Source organism: Shewanella frigidimarina NCIMB 400 (genome assembly GCF_000014705.1).
GTDB classification, from domain to species: domain Bacteria; phylum Pseudomonadota; class Gammaproteobacteria; order Enterobacterales; family Shewanellaceae; genus Shewanella; species Shewanella frigidimarina.
The window spans coordinates 4,284,886-4,303,930 of the sequence record NC_008345.1; the positions used below are offsets into that span (position 1 = coordinate 4,284,886).

Consider the following 19,045-nt stretch of genomic DNA (forward strand, 5'->3'; position numbering starts at 1 on the left):
AATCGTTATCGTGCAAATACGGGTAACATAAATGCACGATTTTTAGGGCTAATTACGCCACGTTCATCATGGCTTTTAAGTCTGACTCAACATCGGTAGTGCCACGTAAACCAAACTGTTGCTCTAAAATATTCATTAGATTTTCAGATAAAAACGCTGGCGCAGTAGGTCCTGTACGGATGTTTTTCACGCCAAGCGATAACAAGGTTAATAGCACCACAATCGCTTTTTGCTCAAACCACGACAACACTAGGCTCAGCGGTAAATCATTAAGGTCACACTCAAAAATATCTTTTAACGCTAACGCTAACTGAATAGCAGAATAGGCATCGTTACATTGGCCCACATCAAGTAAACGTGGCACACCATTGATGTCACCAAAGTCTAATTTATTGAACTTGTACTTACCGCAACCTAAGGTCAAAATAATTGAATCGTCAGGCACAGATTTAGCTAAATCGGTAAAGTAATTACGTTCTAACTTGTCACCATCACAACCACCAATTAAGAAGAAGTGCTTAATAGAACCATTTTTAACGTTTTCAACTACGGTTGGTGCTGCTGCCATTAAGGCGTTACGGGCAAAACCGATGGTGATCATGTGTGGAATTTCATCATAAGCAAAACCTTCAAGTTCAAGGGCTTTGTTAATCACTTCGCTGAAATCATCACCTTCAACGTGAGTTACACCAGGCCAACCTACGATACTGCGGGTATAAATACGGTCAGAGTACTCACCCACTGTAGGGTCGATAATACAGTTTGAGGTCATCACTACTGCACCTGGGAAAGTGGCAAATTCTTTTTGCTGATTCTGCCAAGCGCCGCCGTAGTTGCCGACTAAATGCGAGTATTTTTTAAATGCTGGGTAAGCAAGTGCTGGTAACATTTCGCCGTGAGTAAAGACATTAATGCCCTTGCCTGCGGTTTGCTCAAGAATAAGCTCTAGATCTTTCATGTCGTGACCAGACACTAAAATCGCTTTACCTTTAACAGATTTGGTATTCACTTGTGTTGGCTCAGGATGGCCAAAAGAGGTGGTTTCGCCTAAATCTAACATCGCCATAATGCGATAGTTTAATTGGCCAATTTCCATTGCGGTAGCAAATAACTTGTCAGCATCAACAGAGTCTTCGCCTAAGAATGCCATGATTTTATGGAACTCAGCAGCCACATCGACATCAGTTTGATCTAATACGCGAGCATGCTCCATATAAGCCGCTGCGCCTTTTAAGCCATATAGGCATAATAAACGTAAGCCTAAAATGTCTTCATTTACGCCTCCGCCGTTAAGCAGTGCAATTGGCGCCTGGGCTAAAATCTCAGGTTTTGAGGTAGCAAGTAATAACTCACCTTGGCCGCTCACCATTTCTGGCTCGACACCTTGGCCTTTACAAGCAGCAATGTAAGCCGCTTTTAATTGGTCGCGATACGTTTGTGCCTGGTAGGCATAATCAATTAAGCGTTCATCGTCGAAGTTTACGTTAGTTAACGTGGCAAAAAAGGCTTTCGGCACAAAAGTGTCAATGTCGTTGTCTACAATGCCAAACTCACGCGCTTTCACTGCATAAGCCGACACGCCTTGCAGCATATAGATTAATAAATCTTGAATATCAGACGTCGACGCTAACTTGCCGCACATACCTTGCGAGTAACTACAGCCATTGCCTTCTGGTGTTCTAATGGTTTGCTCACATTGCACACAAAACATAACTCTACTCCTCAAATATTATTCATGTATAAGTTTTACATGTTAGAAGCGAGTTTACTCTTTACACTGTAAATCAAAACCCGTTTTTGGTAGCAATGTTAGATTTTATGAGCCACATCACCTTCAGCAATCGCTAATATTGATTGGTATTTGTTGAATGAAAACGGAGGGTATGGCGCGCTAAAATCAATATCTATAGCGACATAATGAACATGAATATAGGGAACATAACGTAGCTAGAGTCAGTAAGACATCATTAACTGTATGTCTTACTGATTTAGTTGATTGACCAAATTAAATAGTTAAAAAAGTCTTTTGCCGGAACAAATAAAGCATTAATAAAACGATAGAAAGATCTATTAACCTCAGCACTAGCCTCCGTGGCCACCATGCCCTTCATGATGCCCACCATTGCCGTTGCCGCACTCATGTATCGTTTGTTGTCCACCAAGAGGGCCTGATTCAATCGTTATAGTGTCTGCATCTTTATACATTACAAATGGGCCTGCGCTAATGTCATCAAGGATTGGATCATCTAAATGACCTAAACAACTATAACCCACGCGGTAGTTCCCTTCGGGTAAATATCCCATTGCAAAATACCAATCCCCATCAGTAGTTTGTAACAATCGGCTCACCGACAACGGAGCCGTTAGCCCTGTTGGAGGTGTTGTTCCCATATCGGCCATTTGATCAATAGAAGTGACACTGTCTGGGTATAAATAAGCTAAATGATAAAATTCCCCGCCAACTGGAGTGAGATCTGCGTAGTCCATTTCACAACTGGCAACCCATTGCGGATCGACTTCGCCAATTAAATGGCCCATTTGACTGTTATCAACTGACCACATTGCACGATGACGCAATTGGTATTGCTCTTGCTCCATCAACAAACCCCGAAATAAATTAATTTCCAACGTCATCACACGTTCTCGGTTAGCAATAATCTGCACATCATCTATTGGCAAATAACCATTTTCAACTTGTAAACTATGACGGCCTTGACCATCTTCAACGTAACAACCCTGATTGCCATCGCCCTGATCAATTGTCACGTGGACATTATGATATTGGCCAACAGGTAGATCGATATTATCAATGGCAAGATGCCTATTCATGCCCTGATAATCGAGTAAATTGAACTCCCTATGTTGTAAGCTATAACGGTGTATTTCTCCCTTAGCGTCCGTCATAACAAGTTCATTCATCACTAATCCTAATCGAGACACTCCAACCATAGGAGCATCAGACACTCCTAAAGAGAATTGGCCTACATCGGTTGTGCTATCGCTATCGCTGCCACAAGCGCTCAGCAATAAAACTGAAGATAACATTAATACTGAATAATAAGTTTTCATCACATGTCCTCAATGTATTTGAAACACGACTAGTGTTACCTACAAAGAGGTAGTTGAATTTGATCAACATCAACAAACAGCGTTTAAATTAGTATGATTTATAACCTAAAATTAACATTGTAAAATGAATTCACACATAACTTATCAATAGCGACATAAGCATAAAATATTGCGCTACAACATGCGGCTGTGAAATATGAATATCGAACCACACTTTATTTCCATTTCTACTATAAAAGTACGTAGAATGAGCAAAAGAGTTAAAGACTTTCAATCAGGATGAATAGATGAAAACCAAACTTAATGCGATCGCATCAGCCCTATTTTTATTACTCGCTCCAGCAGCAATGGCCGCCAATGTTGCTGTTATCACCTTAGAAAATGGTGCCAATGTTCGTCTAAAAGACGACTTCACTTGGGAATACATCATTACCGAAACAGTAACCCAACCAGTGCAAGCTGCTAAAGCAGACATCACAGAGCAAGCAAACGGAGTAACACCGCCTGCAATTGCACCTGCAGCGTCGGTAGCTGCAGCAACAACACCTGTTGCAGCACAATCGGTTGCCATGCCTACTGCGCCTGCAGTTAATTCTCAAGTAGCAACCACACGCTTAACTGCAGCGGCGTTAGCACAACCAGAATTATTAGGCAGTACGGCTAAAGACGGCATTAAAATCACCCTTGCAGACACAAAATGGAAAGGCGATAAGCTCGGCTTAGTGTTCGATTTTGACAGCACCAGTAACGAACATGTCACAGTTGTTGAAGTTGAAGTGAGTTTTTACAATGACAACGGTGCATTGCTCAAAACAGAAAAGCTTGAAGCCTGGGAAGCTATATTCCGTATGCCAGAAACTTACCTGCGTAAAGGTCAGCATCGCCAAAGTGATACAATTTGGGTAGAAGGTGTTAATAAGCAGCAATGGCAAAAGCAGTTAATCAGCTTAAAAATTATTGAAATTGAATCACGTTAGTAAAATCGATATTAGCGCCTGTACATACAGGTGCTAAAGACAAAAAGCCCAAATGAAATATCGTTTCATTTGGGCTTAATTTAGTGTGTAGGTTGGTAACCTTAGTTCAATAATTCATGTTCTTTAGGCAGTTGCTTACTAATCCACAATATCAATTTATGTTTACGATTTGGACCATCATCTTTATCTTCGGCTAATGGTTGGATTAAATTGTCTTGCACTAATAATCGATAAATACATTCCACTTTATCTTTTGGCGAAATGCCTTTGCCAAAATCTTCAAAACCACGCTTTTGCGCGTATCCCATGCCAATCTCCATCGCGAGCTTGAGCAGTTTTGTATCGTGTTTACCCGCTTTCATCTATCACCCTCGTCGTGCTATCTATTGCTATTAAGCTACGCGAATATCCACAAATTACCACTACAATTACAACCGGAATGCCGCAAAATCTAACAAATATCACTATTAGTAACTTTAGTTACAATAATTAATCTTAGTTAATACCATTAACCTTTGCTGCAAGGCGCAGGCTTGGTATTGTACTGGGGTTATTACTTTATGTTTTTATTGTCACTATTCAGCCGCACAACACATTTTGAATAGGCATAAAAACACCTAAAAGGGCCAAGACCCAAGGATATTTCAATGCGTAAAACACTTATCACGACTGCAGTTAGTGCTGCACTGATGCTCAGCGCGTGTTCAGAGCAATCAGCAGACACCGCCATGGCAGCCAAAACCACAACAGATGCATCAACAACAATGACCAAAGCGCCTGCAACTGCCGACAACGTACTGTTAACACCAAGCCCTTTACAATACATGGCACCACAGTTCGACAAGTTTAATGCGGGCGACTACTTACCTGCGTTTGAACAAGGTATGCAAGAGCACAAAGCAGAAATCGCTGCCATTACTAACAACACTGAAGCTGCCACGTTTGACAATACCATCGTCGCACTTGAAAAAACCGGCGCGATTTTAGACCGCACTCAACGGGTATTTTTCAACCTTTCAGGGCTTATTTCAGACGACAACTTCATCAGTGTTGAAGAGCAAATTGTGCCTAAACTCACAGCACACCAAGACAACATCTATCTTGATGAAAAACTGTTTGCGCGCATCCAAGCAATTTATAAAAACAAAGCCACATTAACAGGCGAAGACTTACGTTTAGTTGAAGTGTATTACGACCGCTTTGTCCGTGCCGGTGCTGAATTATCAGTCGCTGACAAAACAACAATGCGTGAGTTAAACGGTGAGCTAGCCAAATTTGAAACCAGCTTCTCACAAAACGTATTAAAGTCATTTAATGACGATGTGATCATAATTGAAGATAAAGCCCTGCTTGATGGCTTATCAGACAACGACATTGCATCATTAGCTGCTGCCGCTAAAGCTGCTGGTAAAACGGGTTACATGATCACTTTAGTGAACACCACCACTCAACCATTGCTTTCTAGCCTTAAAAACCGCGATGTACGTAAACAGCTATGGGAAACCTCAGCATATCGCGCCATGGACACCAACGCGCCGTTAAACATCAAAATTGCTCAACTGCGTGCACAAAAAGCCAAACTATTAGGCTACCCAACATGGGCGGCATACTCTCTAGGCGACCAAATGGCCAAAAACCCAGAAGCGGTTTATGGCATTCTTGATGACTTAGCGCCAAAAGCACTGGTTAAAGCCAAAATTGAAGCGGCAGACATTCAAGCCGAAATCGTTAAAGACGGTAAAGACTTTACTTTAGAACCATGGGACTGGGCTTACTACGCAGAAAAAGTACGTAAAGCCAAATATGACCTAGACGACAACCAAGTTAAGCCATACTTTGAAATGAACACAGTGCTTAACGACGGATTGTTTTTCGCAATGGAAAAGCTGTACGGCATTACAGTTAAACCACGTAACGACCTTCCTGTGTGGCACAAAGACGTCACAGGCTATGAAATCTTTAACAAAGACGGCAGCTCAATTGGTTTATTCTATCTCGATATGTACGCACGCCCTGGTAAGCGTGGTGGCGCATGGATGGATGAGTTCGTTAGCCAGTCATTCTTAAAAAATACAAAACCAGTGGTATACAACGCACTTAACGTGCCAAAACCTGCTGAAGGTCAACCAACACTGCTAACCTTTGACGAAGTGAGCACGTTATTCCACGAGTTTGGCCATGCCATTCACGGTTTATATTCACAAGTTAACTACCCAAGCCTAGCCGGTACTTTAACAGCACGTGACTTTGTTGAGTTTCCATCACAAGCTAACGAAGACTGGAGCATCGACCCTGCCGTGCTAGCCAACTACGCGAAACACTACCAAACTGGTGAGCCGATTCCTGCAGAGTTATTAGGCAAAGTGTTAAAAGCCCACACCTTTAACCAAGGTTTTGGTACAGTTGAATACTTAGCTGCTGCGCTACTTGATATGGAATGGCATTCAATTCCAGCAGGCACCGAAATTACCGATGTAGCCGCTTTTGAGAAACAAGCACTAGCCAAACACGGCCTAGACTACGGCCCAATTGCGCCACGCTACAAAACCACCTACTTTAGCCACAGCTTCGGCGGCGGTTATTCAGCTGGTTATTACGCATACCTATGGACCGAAGTGTTTGCAGCAGACTCGTTTGCTTACATGATGGCTCACGGTGGATTAACGTTAGAGAACGGCCAAAAATACCGTGACGCAGTATTGTCAAAAGGTAACAGCCGAGATCTAATGCAAAGCTATATCGACTTTGCTGGTAAAAAGCCATCAACCGACGCCCTATTAAAGCGTCGTGGTTTAGTTCACTAATCGTTACTGATGTTACTGCCTCTCTCGTTAGCAACAAGCTATCGAGAGAGGCAAACTCACTATCGTCAACAGAGCTAATAATAAATTAATCGCGTTAAAAGTGTAAATATTGTCCAAACGCGACCCTTTTAAGGTCATTTTGCACATTTGTTGTGCCATTGAGCACATCAAGGCTTTACATTTTTTAGAATACCCTTATTATTCACCGCGTTCGGAGGGATGGCAGAGTGGTCGAATGCACCGGTCTTGAAAACCGGCAACGGTTTATCCCGTTCTAGGGTTCAAATCCCTATCCCTCCGCCACATTTAACGAGAAAGCCTCATCAGAAATGATGAGGCTTTTTTGTTTTGGCGAAAGATAGGGATTTAAACCCCGGGTTCCTCTTTATTACAAGCAAGCTATCCCTCCTCAAGATTCAAGTAAAAAGGCTCATCAGAAATGATGAGCCTTTTTTCGTTTAGGTGAAAGATAGGACTTTGAACCCACGGGTTCCTATTTATAAGATCGATACTTACATATGAGTTGTAAAGTGTATTCAGCATGTGGTTAATCATTCAATGACGAATTAGTGTGGTCATTTATGTCTACGGGCGGCATGTCTCTGCACACGGAAATGTATGCGCGGAGGTATACACGATGAACACAAGCCTAGTTCGTCATAACATGAATAAAAGCCGTATATCTTTGCAATTTCTCTCTTTCACTATGTGGTAAAAATCTAGATATGCTGATAACTTGTCGTTCATGTATGATTTTTGGGATAAAGCCGCATGGATAGCAAGAAATTACTTATTAAAACTGTTTGCGAGAGAATGCCTTGGAAAGTGCTTCAAGTAGCTCTAAAGTCAGTGAAGTTACCAGTATCCAAAGGAACTGAAGCTACATTAGATAAATTGTTAAATTTAGTAACACTTGGACAGATTGACGATGTGCTTGAACGACAGTTATTCAATCTTTATTGTGATTACCTAAAGTTTGGTGATAAGACAGTACGGTTTGATAGTGCAAGTGGAGAATCTATTCAGTTTATAGTTGATAACGTTTGTAATATGCAGTTGGATATATCACCAAAGGATATTAATTTTCCATTTAGAGATAGTGAATCAGATTGCAAATTATCGAGTAAGTATAAATTAGTTCAACTAGACGATACCGAGGAACATATCTACTTTTACTTTGTCTCACTGAAGTCTCTAACTGAAAAAATCATCTTAGATAGTAATTACTTGCAATCAATCAATGCTTCTTTTACGTTACCTTTAGATCTATTTAATATTACGGCAAATCAAAGAAAAGAAAAACGATACTATGATATCGTTTGTGTGAATAAAAGCACTGGGGTCGTTGACTATAGGCTCGACACCGCTAGTGGATTAAGTACTGATGATCTTGAAACTTCGTTTAGGGATTTGAAAACATATTTCGCAACAAAAATTCAATCTCTAGAAAAAAATAATGCTGTTCAACTTAGCTTTGAAAGGAAGAATCTTTTTCCATACATTCCTGCGCTTTATCGTGAATCTGATGATCGTGTATGTGAGCTCGGCTTCCAAGTTGGCTCGGTGACTCATCATGAAAGAATGAGAGTATCTAACAAAGACCTCAGAGATGAAGTTTTTCATAAAGCAGGGAAAAAAGAGGTTGATTCTATCGATGTCTTTAGAATTGCTGTAAGAAAACTGAATGATATCAATCATCAAACTTATGAGTCTGAAGTTTATCTTCCCGGCACAATCAAATTAATGTCCGGTACTTCTATTTCGAAATTAGATCACGCTATTTTCTCAAACTGTCTTAATGAACATGACTATAATTACCTAATGAGTTCGATGGAGAATTGTATGAGTAAGTATCAGAAAGATGACTTCATTGATATTGAATTAGTCAGTTAAAATTTTATTATGAATCAAATAAAAAAGCTAAGATCTCGTATAGAAAACGACTGGAGTGGAAGTTCCACATTGCCGGTGGTTTTAGGTATATTTGATCGGCTGTTAGAAAAGCAATCATTTTACTTTGATTCTTTTTTAACATTGATGACATTTGAAGAGTTAACAAAGAAAAACTTCTCTAATACCTCAGTATTTTGGTCTCGAAGAATGGTTATAGAGTCAGTTTGTAGTGGTCAAGTAATATTGGCCACGGTTTTAGAGTCATTCCAATATAAACGTTCTGACTCATTTGGAGTTAACCCACCATTATATTGATGGGGTCTAGTTTCACTGTAATATCCAGTGATGTAATTTGTGATCGCTTTGTCTGCTTCTGTAAAATTCCCATAGCCACTTGCGGGTACCCATTCAGATTTCAAACTTCTAAAGAAACGCTCCATTGGTGCGTTATCCCAACAATTCCCGCGACGACTCATGCTTTGCTCAATCTGAAGACGCCATAATAACTGTCTGAATTTCAAGCTTGTGTAATGTGAACCTTGGTCGCTGTGATATATCACATTCTCAGGTTTCCCCCTTAACTCAAATGCCATTTTCAAGGCTTTAGAGGTCAGCTCGCTGTCAGGCGATAATGACAAAGCCCACCCAACAGGTTTGCGGGAAAATAAGTCTAAAACAACGGCTAAATATGCCCAACGATTACCGACCCAAACATACGTCACATCGCCACACCACACTTGATCTGGTTGAGTTACTGCAAACTGTCGATTAAGCGTGTTTGGGATCGCTACATGCTCTTGTGCAGCTTTCCTATAAGAATGCTTAGGCTGCTGACAGCTTAATAATCCAAGCTTTCTCATTAGATTACGGGCTCGATAACGACTGAGATTAATCCCTTTGTTAGTCACTAATTGCGCTATCGTTCTAGCACCGGCAGAGCCATTACTAATACGATGCGCGGCCTTCACTTCACTGCATAAAATAGTAAAGTCAGCATCGATATGTTCTTTTCTTTTTAGCCAATATTTATAGCTACTTCGATGCACTTTGAATGCATTACAAATTGTGAGAATAGAGTGGCTCTGCTTGAGTGCGCTGATCAGCGTAAATTGTTCATCGAGTCTGACATCAAGAGAGCGGTAGCCTTTTTTAGAATAAGATTATGCTCCTCAAGACGGGCTACCTGTTTCTTCAGTTCACGGATTTCAATTTGTTCAGGGGTAATGGGAGAGGCTTTTGGCGTGCCACCCTGGCGTTCTAGTTTTAACTGTCTCACCCATTTATCCATGGTTGATTTACCCACGTTCATCGCCTTTGCTGCTTCGATGATGCTATGGTTTTTATCGAGGACTAATTGGGCTGCTTCAAGTTTGAATTCAGCACTAAATGTTTTTCTGGTTATCGATCTCATGTGTTCACCTAAAGTCATGTACGAGGTAATAATATCACCTCTATTTAGGTGGCCAAAATAACTATGCCACTACAGTTAATTATTTACTTGATCCAAGTATAAATGTTTTGAAAGTCAGATATGAGTTTATAGATGATTATTGTACATCTATACTTACCCCTGATGACATTATAGAGGCTGATAGTGACGGTTTCTTAGTTCACCCAGAAACGGGGAAGGTAGTTGATAATTATAAAGAAAGTATAGTTTTAACTTTCCACTTAAGCGAATGTGTAGCGGAGGCAGAAATTGAATCTGCCTAATCAAATACTTGAACGTACATCATTGAAAGAGCTACTTGATGGCGATCTTGAAATGCTTCTCCCGAACGCAACAGCTTCTATCCAAAGTGAACTTTCTAAAAGTAATTTTGATGAGTTCATAAACAATACTTATAGTTTGCTAGATAAAATTATTGGTAGAATTGAGTTACATCCGATTCATCGGGAACATGATTCAGAAGATAGAACGACGATCGAAATAGTCAATGCATTTAACTACTTAGGAGAGCGACTAGAACACGAGGCTAGTTATGGTGGTAATTGTGATTTAACCAGCAATTTTCAAAATAAATATTTATGGTTAGGTGAAGCCAAAATAGACTATAGCAATGCTCATATCTACCAAGGCTTTAGGCAGCTTTGCGACCGTTATCTGATGGCCTCAAAAATGAGCAAGCAAGGTGCATTATTAATTTATTGCAAAAGCAAAAATATTGCTGAAGTGATTTCATCGTGGAAAACATACTTTAAAAGATCCGCTCAGACAGAATATAGCATTAGTATAGAAGAAGAAGGAAATGGTTACTTTATTACTAACCATTTTCATAAACCTACACAACAAAACCTAAAAATTAAGCATATGGCAATATCATTATTTATATCTGCTTCTGATAAAAGTGCAGTCAAAAGAAAGCCATGCTTACATAGTTGCCCTCAATGTTGCGCTGAAGTAAAGCCAATAACTCTATAAATTAATAAACAGCCTATTGATACATAAGTACATTAAGGCTGGTCAATGTTGGTGAATGTCTATGCTTTAATTATTACAGTTTGGTGTAACAATTTACTCATTCAATACTCGTACAACCCGCGAATACAGGCGCCATAGAAATAGGGGGGAGGGTTCAAATCCCTACCCCTTTGAATATTGAGTTTTCAGAACGATGACTTTACGTTTATATTCTGTAGTTATACTTTAGCCCTCATAAAGTTTCTGTGTTAACCGTATTTGGCCGCCTATTTACAACACGCTTTGTGACTGAACCACTGACCTTGTCACTAACCCATTAGGAATTGAAACGATGAAACAAATTTGCTTGGTTTTATTGGCCTTGGTCTCAATGACTGCATTGGCTGATGACGTGATGTTAGCTGACACGATGAAAGCGCTTGATACTGCGGTGTTTGACTCATTTAATCATTGTCAAAATCCGCAAGAGCTAGATAAGCACGCAAGCTTTTTTGCAGCGGATGTTGAGTTTTATCATGATAATGGTGGGGTAACGTGGGACCGTGACAGCATGATTACGAATACTAAAAACAATGCATGTGGTCATTACACTCGGAAGTTGGTTGAGGGCTCTTTTAACGTCCACTCGATTAAAGATTTTGGTGCGATTACCGAAGGGGTGCATATCTTTTGTCAGAATAAAACCAACCAATGTGAAGGTAAAGCTGACTTTGTCATGGTTTGGCGTAAAGTAGATGAAAAATGGCAAATACCCCGAGTATTAAGTTACGGTCACCAAGAAAATAAATAAAAGGATATTAATAATGTACAAGCAAGTTTCAATTATTACACTCAGCATGATGCTGTTAATGGGTTGTTCTGGCACTGTGCCTACTTTAGGCATTAATGATGGCCAGTTAATGCCATGTCCTGAATCACCAAATTGCGTCAATAGCCAACAATCAATTGCAGATGAAGAACATGCTATACAACCGATTGAGTTCGTCGGCACACGCCAGCAGGCACAGGCAAAACTGTTGCACGTACTAAAAGCTGCTGAGCGAGCGAATATCGTCGTGGTTGAGGATGATTATATCCGAGTAGAATTTACCTCGCAGATAATGCGTTTTGTCGATGATGTTGAGTTTTACTTTCCGTCAACAACATCTAATAACATTACTATCCATGTTAGATCTGCTTCACGTATCGGAAAGTCTGACTTTGGGGTTAACCGCGAGCGAATAGAACAGATTAGAAATAACGTCAAACTATAGTGACTATAAAAAGATCGATCAACGTAATAACAGGTTAGCTTGTGTCTGTTTCATTTTACTAAAAATGAAACAGATGGAAGTCACCGCCCCCCAGAGATTGGTCTGGGTGCTTGTATAAAGAGCCCTCATGAGTTTGGTTAGTTTCGGGTTATCTACTGCAACATTATCAACTAAACTTCATCAACGGTGGTATCACTGCCACCTCATCAAAGTCTGGAGTTAGTATGAATAGTAAAATTATTGGGATTGTACTTGTTATTGCGGGTATTTTTTTAGCGTTGTGGGGCTACAATATTTATGATGCAGCGAGCTCTCAAGTTACCCGCGCGATAAGCGGTGATACGCCTATTGAAGCCTGGGCTGGAATGGCCGGTGGTATTATTGCGGTTCTAATAGGTATTACAAAGTTGAAATAATGGATTGTGATTAAACGTTGATGTAAAAACATTCAACCATAATGGCTGCCAGCTGATGACTATTTATCAGTAACGTTATTGACTCCAAAAAACCAAATTAATACCTGTAAACAGCAAATGATTATTGGTTTTTACTTTTGAACATTCATTATTATTGGCATCGGTAAAGGTTACAGTAAATAACCTCTGTAACCTTATTTTAGACCTCACCTAAATAACGTTATCCAGCCAGCTTATCGTTAAGTAAATCGAGTCTATCTTGTCCCCAAAATGGCTCATTTTGATACACATAGGTCGGCACACCCAACACACCTTTTTCAATAGCATCTACGGTATTTGATTCGTATATTGCTTCTATTTCGGCTGACAATGCTTGCTGCACAACACCGTCGGCATCTAGATTGAGTGAGGTTAATATTTGTCGGATAACCGCTTCGTCTGCAATGTTTTGATCTTTTGCCCAACATGCTGCCAGTACATTGGCAACAAACTCACTGACAGCTTGTCCAGCTTGCTGTAACACAATAGTACATCTGTCGGCCAAGCCTGGGTCTGCAGGGAAGAAAGCGGGCTGCAGATTAAGGGTTAATTTGCGCTTTGTTGACCAACGAGCTAACTCAATCAAACGATAGTCTTGCCTGGCTTGCAGGCGTTGTTTTACCGGTAACACACCTAATACTGCAAACAATTTTGGCAGTTTAATCGGCTTATAGTTGATAGCAGTTTTGTGCTGTTCAGCCAACGAGGTAAAGGTGTTATGGCCTAAATAGGCATAAGGTGAAAGGCTAGTAAAATAATAATCTATTGCTGTTGTCATGGTTCACATTACCTTTTTAGGCTTATTTGAGGGACTGAGTGATTACACAAGTGTATTTAGCTTATACCTAGCATTAACTGCTAATAGATAGCGGGTAACAGGTAACAAGTAACTGGTAACTGGTAACTGGTAACGACCATAATACAATAATAACGAACAGATAAATTCTAAGTACTATTGCTTAAAGCCTGTCTTTTGGCCACTGAACACTTTTCAACCAAGCTCATAATAAACTAACAATAAACCTTAAAGAATATTAAGTCTCTCTACGATTAAGACCATAATTTAATAAGGTAGAACAACATAAACCTGTTACAGGGCCAGCTGTTGTAACTCACTCTTTAGCGTAAAAAAGTGTTTCACACTCTCGCTAAGTGACTGAGATTGAACATAGTCGGCATGACTCTGTTATAGAGTAATGCCGATAAATACAAAAAGTGCCAAAAGGCACTTTTTGTATTTTAAAGAGGAAAGATACCTCTTTAGCAACTTAGCATTTATTGCGCTGGATTAACGCCAGGGGTAACTTCATCCACACTAAAGTTCGTGTTGGCCGATTGAATGACATTAATCGCTTCAGATGTCAGTGCATTATTGCCTGTCAGTAGGTCATTTAAGTTACCAGACTCTGAATTAACTAAACCTAACTCTCGTAGCATGGCGTCAACCACAGGGGCATTAGCACGATAGTTTAATGCTGCAGTGGTTACTTGCTCTGCAATACCACCCTGAGATTGGTTACCCTCGCCGTTACTCATTTGATTGCCCGTACCATAGCCTTGTAAAATCTTAATACCTTCAATTTTTTCAAGCGGTTTAACGGCTTGAGCAATAATGTCGGGTAAGGCTTTTAATATGGCTAATGATCTTTGCAGTGCAATTTGTTCGTTGCTCAGTACGTTTTCAGCTTCGTACTGTGCCCGCTTACCAGCCGCTTCAACTGCATAGATTTTCTCATCGGCTGAGGCTTTTAGCATTTTAGCGTCTGCACTGGCTCGCGCTTCAATTAAAATGGCGCTAGCTCTATCTTCCGCGGCAACTTTTTCTGATTCAGCTCGAACTGTAACGCCCACGGCCTCGCGCTCAGCTTCTTTACGGGCGTCAATCACCTCAATGTCTTTACGACGATTAGCTTCTGCAGTTTGGCGCGCAGTAATAACCGCTTCTTCTTTTTCTACCTTGGTTTTTTCAGCTTCTGCAGCGCGAGCGCGAGCGGCTGACTCTTCTTCCGACTTAGCAGCTACCGCAATGCGTTTGTCTTGTTCAGATACTTCAATATCGCGTTGTTGCTGAATGCGTGACTGTTCAATAGACTTATACTTTTCAATTTCACGGGTTTCGATGTCTTTGGTTTTTTCAATTTCAGCCGTTTCAATTGCGCGCTCTTTGGCAATTTCTGCTTCACGCTCTTCGCGGGATTTGTTTTCTTTTTGTTTAATGATTTCAGCTTTTTGATCGGCACGTTTAAATTCGAGTGACTGCTGCTGAGCAAGGCGAGCTTCTTCTTCCGACTTTTCGATTTCTAACGATTCTTTTTCCGCTTCAAGATTACGCTGTTCAATTTTGATACGGTTTTCTTGTTGAATATCGTTGGTTTCTTTACGTTTTTCTTCAATGATTTTTGCTAGACGAGCACGACCTTCGGCATCAAATGCGTTATTTTCATTAAAAAATTGCAAGTCAGTTTGATCAAAACCCGTGAGCGACACAGATTCTAATTCTAGGCCGTTTTTCTCAAGGTCATTGGCGACATTGTTCTGCACTCGCTGGACAAAGTCTGCGCGCTGCTCGTGCATTTCGGTCATGGTCATTTCAGCTGCAACGGTACGCAATACGTCGACAAACTTCGATTCCATTAACTTTTTAAGTTCTTCAACACGATTAGTGCGAGTACCTAACGTTTGCGCTGCCATTGAAATCCCTTCGGCATTTGGCGCAACACGTAAATAGAAGTCAGCTTTTACATCCACGCGCATTCTGTCTTTGGTGATCAGGGCATCTTTTTGATTTTTTTCAACTTCAATACGCAAAGTATTCATGTTGACCGAAATAGTTTCGTGCAGCACTGGCAGCACAATTGCGCCACCATCTTTAATGATTTTCTCACCGCCGAACCCCGTACGAACAAAAGCCATTTCTTTACTGGCTCGTTTGTACAGTTTGGCAAAAATAAGTCCAATAATAATCAATCCTAATACTGCTATGCCAGCAATGAGGAGGACAAAGCCGCTTCCTGAATCAAAGTTTGTTAACGTTTCCATCTAATTTCCTTTTAAATACAACTGTGTTTATCAAAAAGTGTCATTGGAATGACATTTTTATTTTTAGGGTATATCTCAATAAGATATTTTTAGGTTAACTGAACCTGGTTGCTGTCCAGACTTTGCCTTGATGAGCGATGAGTACAACATCGACGCCAGGCAAAAATTCGACATCGTCGTGTTCTGGTTCAACTAACACGTAGTGTTTCTGCCCAAATGTGTCCCGAACCACCGCTTCTGTCGGCATGCCTTTTATTGCACGACCTTGGGTGATCTTGCCAACACAACCGCCAAGCGCATCAATTGATATTGCTGAGGTTTCGTTTTTAGGAAGAATATTGGCAATACCATTACCAATAAAGTGGCTTGAAAAAAACATTATGACTAACGCAACAGGTACGGTGATGATTTGGGGTAAGAAACTGCCAAAAAGTTGTGAATAGCCAAAGTTAATCACATACCCTGCTATCGCAAAACTACTTAACGCTAATACAAACCAGATAAGTAACGGTAAGCGATTAAGACACAGCCAACCCAATATACCGGTCATACCGGTAACAGATACCGTGGTATCAACATCTGTATCGACATCGAGTGAAAACCAATTATCAAGTGCACTAAATACACTTAAGCCTGCAATCAAGGCGATGATTTCGAACATCCCCAATATGACCACAATAGCGAGCGCAATTGAAAAGGGTATATTTGCTTGAGCGACTAAAAAAGCCTGCATTGTTTCTCCATAAACCTAACGGGTTAAACTCCATTTGATTGTAAAATATCATGTTATTTTGCAGGAGGATATGAGCGAATAATAATTCCGGATGCTTTTTGAGATGTAAGCCTACTATTATGGATAAATCGGAACCATTTTGATTCGACAATACTCAGACAAAACCGCGCGCATAAAGCAGTGATGCCATAATTGTTGAGAACAACCTAAAACGTAAGTTGAGTGTTTTCTGTGCTTCGACACGACGTAAACACAAACGATACTGCAGACTAATGCAGTGACCTGAGGCCGTGTTATTTGTACGTAAGCTAGCTCATATTGCTAGCTCATATTGCTATCTGATAATACCAACTCTTATTGCTTAGTTATTTGCTAAGTACGATTTAATCTAAACTGTAAATAGGCAGCGATAATGGCATTCGCGTCTTCGACTTGTGGGTAATGCCCCAACGTAGGCAGTTCGGTTACATCTGCATGAGGAATCAATTTACGATAATGATCGATCATGTGTTGGCCCGAGATCGGATCTTTAACCCCAGCGATCAACTTGATCGGTATTGTACTGTTGATAATCGCCCCAACCCAACGTTCGCGGTGTTGTTTACGCTGGGTGATATAGTTAATCAATTTATGCATTACCGCTAAGCCATTATTGTGGTTAAGCAGTTGCCATAAAGCGTCGATAACCTGTGGCGTAGGCGGTGTCGATGGCCCAAATATACGTTGTAAATTAACTGCAAACTTTTGTTTGTTAATTAACTTAGACACCAGAGGCCCTAATGGAGACAGTAGCAAGGTTTGAATGAGCAAAGGTTTGTGGGTTTCGGGAAACAAACCACCATTTAGAAAACACACACTGTTAATGCTCAATGTACTGTTGCCATCAAGTTGTCTTGCTAACAACTCTTGCGCGACCGTATCACCATAGTCATGGGCTAAAATATGATAATGGCTAACGCCAAACTGCTGTAAAACAGCTTCATAAATATCGGCTTGCTGACTGATTAAATAATCAACATTTTTGGGCTTGTCTGAAAATCCAAAGCCCAACATATCAAGAGTTACCACAAAATAGTGTTGAGTTAACTCATGCCACATACCTTCCCAATCCCAACTTGCGCTAGGGTAACCATGAATTAACAATAACGCTGGCGCCTTTCTATCACCCGCTTGACGAGTAAAGATCTGCTGATCGTTAATAGACAAAAATTGCCCCTGCTGTTGCCACTCGCACAGTTGGATCATGACCATATTATCCGTTAAATAATGAGCTTAGATAACAGAATCACACATCATCTCCATATTGGCTAGCATGTGTTTATGGAAATTAATCCATAAAAAATAACTTAGAGTCATATATGTTAATGATAAATAATACTTTAATCGAAACTCATTTTTCGGTCCTTAAATCATCACGAAAGTAGTATTCCCTTCTTATTGCGGTCTGCTAATTCTTAATCTAGTCATAAGCACTTAACCTCCTGCTAATTTCTTGCCTAATTAACGGGAGCGGGTGCTATGATTCCATCTCGTTTAACTTCAACCAAACGACATGTTCAGTTAACTTATTCATTTTCATGAATAGGCTATTAACCATCTGTTATTAGCCTATCCATTTTAACTGATTAACATCGCGAGGAACGTCAGTGTTAACAGATCCATTATTTTGGTTAGTGGCTATTCCAGCGGTATTAATTACCGGGATGTCAAAATCAGGCTTTGCTGGCGGTGCGGGCGGATTAACCGTGCCTTTACTTGCCTTGGCCATTAGCCCTGCTGCTGCCGCGGCAGTCATGTTACCGCTATTGGTTTACATGGACTTTTTAAGTGTGCGCTCTTGGTGGGGAAAACAAAATACGACTCAACTATGGATTTTGTTGCCGGCGGCCATTGTCGGTATTGTGGTGGCTTATCTGCTATTTGATCAACTGAATGAGCAGTATTTACGCGGCTTATTAGGGGTTATTTCGTTAGGGTTTGGTGTTTATGGCCTGACCTTAGGAGAATGGTCACAACGAAAACCATCCTCTTTTATCGGCCGAATTTGCGGCACGATTGCTGGCTTTACCAGTTTTGTTGCTCATGCCGGTGGGCCGCCATTAAATGCTTATTTAATCCCACTACGTTTGCCCAAAACAGAATACTTAGGCACTGCGGTGGTATTTTTTGCGGTTGTGAATGCAGTAAAGTTAATTCCCTACAGCATGCTAGGACAAATTAACCTTAGTAATTTATTAGTCTCCGCACTATTGGCGCCAATTGCCTGGGTTGGGGTAAAACTCGGGCTGCGCATTCAAGATAAGTTTGATGAAAAACAGTTTAAAAAAATCATCCTAAGCTTAATGATAGTGGTAGGTTTACGCTTACTGTGGACGGCGCTGATACCATAATTGATGTGGT

Annotated in this window: 16 protein-coding genes and 1 tRNA gene; 9 read left to right on the forward strand and 8 right to left on the reverse strand. The window is 40.6% G+C overall.

What is annotated here, in order from left to right:
• Positions 1-52 precede the first annotated feature (52 nt).
• On the reverse strand, positions 53-1,711 hold the full coding sequence (gene hcp, locus SFRI_RS18550) for a hydroxylamine reductase (RefSeq protein WP_011639026.1): 1,659 nt from the start codon (positions 1,709-1,711) through the stop codon (positions 53-55).
• Positions 1,712-2,082: 371 nt separating this feature from the next.
• Entirely contained in the window at positions 2,083-3,069 is a 987-nt protein-coding gene (locus SFRI_RS18555) for a DUF4382 domain-containing protein (RefSeq protein ID WP_011639027.1), read from the reverse strand.
• 287 nt (positions 3,070-3,356) lie between these two features.
• Between SFRI_RS18555 and SFRI_RS18560 the strand changes: the two genes are divergently transcribed.
• Entirely contained in the window at positions 3,357-4,046 is a 690-nt protein-coding gene (locus SFRI_RS18560; RefSeq protein WP_011639028.1) for a DUF3157 family protein, read from the forward strand.
• Positions 4,047-4,147: 101 nt separating this feature from the next.
• Here SFRI_RS18560 and SFRI_RS18565 read toward each other — a convergent pair whose 3' ends face one another.
• Positions 4,148-4,408 (reverse strand): DUF5062 family protein, encoded by a 261-nt coding sequence (locus tag SFRI_RS18565; RefSeq protein ID WP_011639029.1) that lies wholly within the window; start codon positions 4,406-4,408, stop codon positions 4,148-4,150.
• Between the two features lie 285 nt (positions 4,409-4,693).
• Between SFRI_RS18565 and SFRI_RS18570 the strand changes: the two genes are divergently transcribed.
• The 3 genes from SFRI_RS18570 (at position 4,694) to SFRI_RS18580 (ending at position 8,743) form a co-directional block, all read left to right on the forward strand.
• Positions 4,694-6,850, forward strand: coding sequence for a M3 family metallopeptidase (locus tag SFRI_RS18570; RefSeq protein ID WP_011639030.1), 2,157 nt, complete (start codon positions 4,694-4,696; stop codon positions 6,848-6,850).
• Positions 6,851-7,063: 213 nt separating this feature from the next.
• Positions 7,064-7,153: transfer RNA gene (locus tag SFRI_RS18575), tRNA-Ser, on the forward strand.
• Between the two features lie 468 nt (positions 7,154-7,621).
• Positions 7,622-8,743 (forward strand): hypothetical protein, encoded by a 1,122-nt coding sequence (locus SFRI_RS18580; RefSeq protein ID WP_011639031.1) that lies wholly within the window; start codon positions 7,622-7,624, stop codon positions 8,741-8,743.
• Positions 8,744-8,976: 233 nt separating this feature from the next.
• Here the strand turns inward: SFRI_RS18580 and SFRI_RS18585 are convergent.
• Positions 8,977-10,154 (reverse strand): IS3-like element ISShfr6 family transposase gene (locus SFRI_RS18585; RefSeq protein WP_086019740.1). Its coding sequence is split into 2 segments (ribosomal slippage): positions 8,977-9,896 and positions 9,896-10,154, totalling 1,179 coding nucleotides; the frame shifts between segments, so codons are not numbered across the junction.
• Positions 10,155-10,442: 288 nt separating this feature from the next.
• Here SFRI_RS18585 and SFRI_RS18595 point away from each other — a divergent pair.
• The 4 genes from SFRI_RS18595 to SFRI_RS18610 all read left to right on the forward strand — a co-directional run bounded on the left by SFRI_RS18595 (position 10,443) and on the right by SFRI_RS18610 (position 12,834).
• Positions 10,443-11,165: a hypothetical protein gene (locus SFRI_RS18595; RefSeq protein ID WP_244262842.1), complete on the forward strand. Its 723-nt coding sequence runs from the start codon at positions 10,443-10,445 to the stop codon at positions 11,163-11,165.
• Between the two features lie 331 nt (positions 11,166-11,496).
• Positions 11,497-11,955 (forward strand): nuclear transport factor 2 family protein, encoded by a 459-nt coding sequence (locus SFRI_RS18600; protein WP_011639033.1) that lies wholly within the window; start codon positions 11,497-11,499, stop codon positions 11,953-11,955.
• A 13-nt stretch (positions 11,956-11,968) separates the two neighbouring features.
• On the forward strand, positions 11,969-12,418 hold the full coding sequence (locus SFRI_RS18605; RefSeq protein WP_011639034.1) for a DUF1499 domain-containing protein: 450 nt from the start codon (positions 11,969-11,971) through the stop codon (positions 12,416-12,418).
• 224 nt (positions 12,419-12,642) lie between these two features.
• The gene (locus SFRI_RS18610) at positions 12,643-12,834 is read left to right on the forward strand and encodes a DUF3185 family protein (protein WP_011639035.1); all 192 of its coding nucleotides are present in this window, start codon (positions 12,643-12,645) and stop codon (positions 12,832-12,834) included.
• Positions 12,835-13,054: 220 nt separating this feature from the next.
• Here the strand turns inward: SFRI_RS18610 and SFRI_RS18615 are convergent, their stop codons facing one another.
• The 4 genes from SFRI_RS18615 to SFRI_RS18630 all read right to left on the reverse strand — a co-directional run bounded on the left by SFRI_RS18615 (position 13,055) and on the right by SFRI_RS18630 (position 17,890).
• Entirely contained in the window at positions 13,055-13,651 is a 597-nt protein-coding gene (locus tag SFRI_RS18615) for a 2-hydroxychromene-2-carboxylate isomerase (protein ID WP_011639036.1), read from the reverse strand.
• 497 nt (positions 13,652-14,148) lie between these two features.
• Positions 14,149-15,912: a flotillin family protein gene (locus SFRI_RS18620; protein WP_011639037.1), complete on the reverse strand. Its 1,764-nt coding sequence runs from the start codon at positions 15,910-15,912 to the stop codon at positions 14,149-14,151.
• 94 nt (positions 15,913-16,006) lie between these two features.
• On the reverse strand, positions 16,007-16,645 hold the full coding sequence (locus SFRI_RS18625) for an OB-fold-containig protein (RefSeq protein WP_011639038.1): 639 nt from the start codon (positions 16,643-16,645) through the stop codon (positions 16,007-16,009).
• A 372-nt stretch (positions 16,646-17,017) separates the two neighbouring features.
• Positions 17,018-17,890 carry an alpha/beta fold hydrolase gene (locus SFRI_RS18630; RefSeq protein WP_041413235.1) on the reverse strand — a complete coding sequence of 291 codons (873 nt, stop codon included), beginning with the start codon at positions 17,888-17,890 and terminating at the stop codon, positions 17,018-17,020.
• A 401-nt stretch (positions 17,891-18,291) separates the two neighbouring features.
• Here SFRI_RS18630 and SFRI_RS18635 point away from each other — a divergent pair, with 401 nt between their 5' ends.
• Positions 18,292-19,035, forward strand: a complete 744-nt coding sequence (locus tag SFRI_RS18635; RefSeq protein ID WP_011639040.1) for a sulfite exporter TauE/SafE family protein — start codon at positions 18,292-18,294, stop codon at positions 19,033-19,035.
• Positions 19,036-19,045: the final 10 nt, after the last annotated feature.

What these genes read in the sequence shown, in the direction of transcription:
- hcp (WP_011639026.1), bottom strand. Translation starts at nt 1,711, where the DNA reads ATGTTTTGTGTGCAATGTGAGCAAACCATTAGAACACCAGAAGGCAAT.
- SFRI_RS18555 (WP_011639027.1), bottom strand. Translation starts at nt 3,069, where the DNA reads ATGAAAACTTATTATTCAGTATTAATGTTATCTTCAGTTTTATTGCTG.
- SFRI_RS18560 (WP_011639028.1), top strand. Translation starts at nt 3,357, where the DNA reads ATGAAAACCAAACTTAATGCGATCGCATCAGCCCTATTTTTATTACTC.
- SFRI_RS18565 (WP_011639029.1), bottom strand. Translation starts at nt 4,408, where the DNA reads ATGAAAGCGGGTAAACACGATACAAAACTGCTCAAGCTCGCGATGGAG.
- SFRI_RS18570 (WP_011639030.1), top strand. Translation starts at nt 4,694, where the DNA reads ATGCGTAAAACACTTATCACGACTGCAGTTAGTGCTGCACTGATGCTC.
- SFRI_RS18580 (WP_011639031.1), top strand. Translation starts at nt 7,622, where the DNA reads ATGGATAGCAAGAAATTACTTATTAAAACTGTTTGCGAGAGAATGCCT.
- SFRI_RS18600 (WP_011639033.1), top strand. Translation starts at nt 11,497, where the DNA reads ATGAAACAAATTTGCTTGGTTTTATTGGCCTTGGTCTCAATGACTGCA.
- SFRI_RS18605 (WP_011639034.1), top strand. Translation starts at nt 11,969, where the DNA reads ATGTACAAGCAAGTTTCAATTATTACACTCAGCATGATGCTGTTAATG.
- SFRI_RS18610 (WP_011639035.1), top strand. Translation starts at nt 12,643, where the DNA reads ATGAATAGTAAAATTATTGGGATTGTACTTGTTATTGCGGGTATTTTT.
- SFRI_RS18615 (WP_011639036.1), bottom strand. Translation starts at nt 13,651, where the DNA reads ATGACAACAGCAATAGATTATTATTTTACTAGCCTTTCACCTTATGCC.
- SFRI_RS18620 (WP_011639037.1), bottom strand. Translation starts at nt 15,912, where the DNA reads ATGGAAACGTTAACAAACTTTGATTCAGGAAGCGGCTTTGTCCTCCTC.
- SFRI_RS18625 (WP_011639038.1), bottom strand. Translation starts at nt 16,645, where the DNA reads ATGCAGGCTTTTTTAGTCGCTCAAGCAAATATACCCTTTTCAATTGCG.
- SFRI_RS18630 (WP_041413235.1), bottom strand. Translation starts at nt 17,890, where the DNA reads ATGATCCAACTGTGCGAGTGGCAACAGCAGGGGCAATTTTTGTCTATT.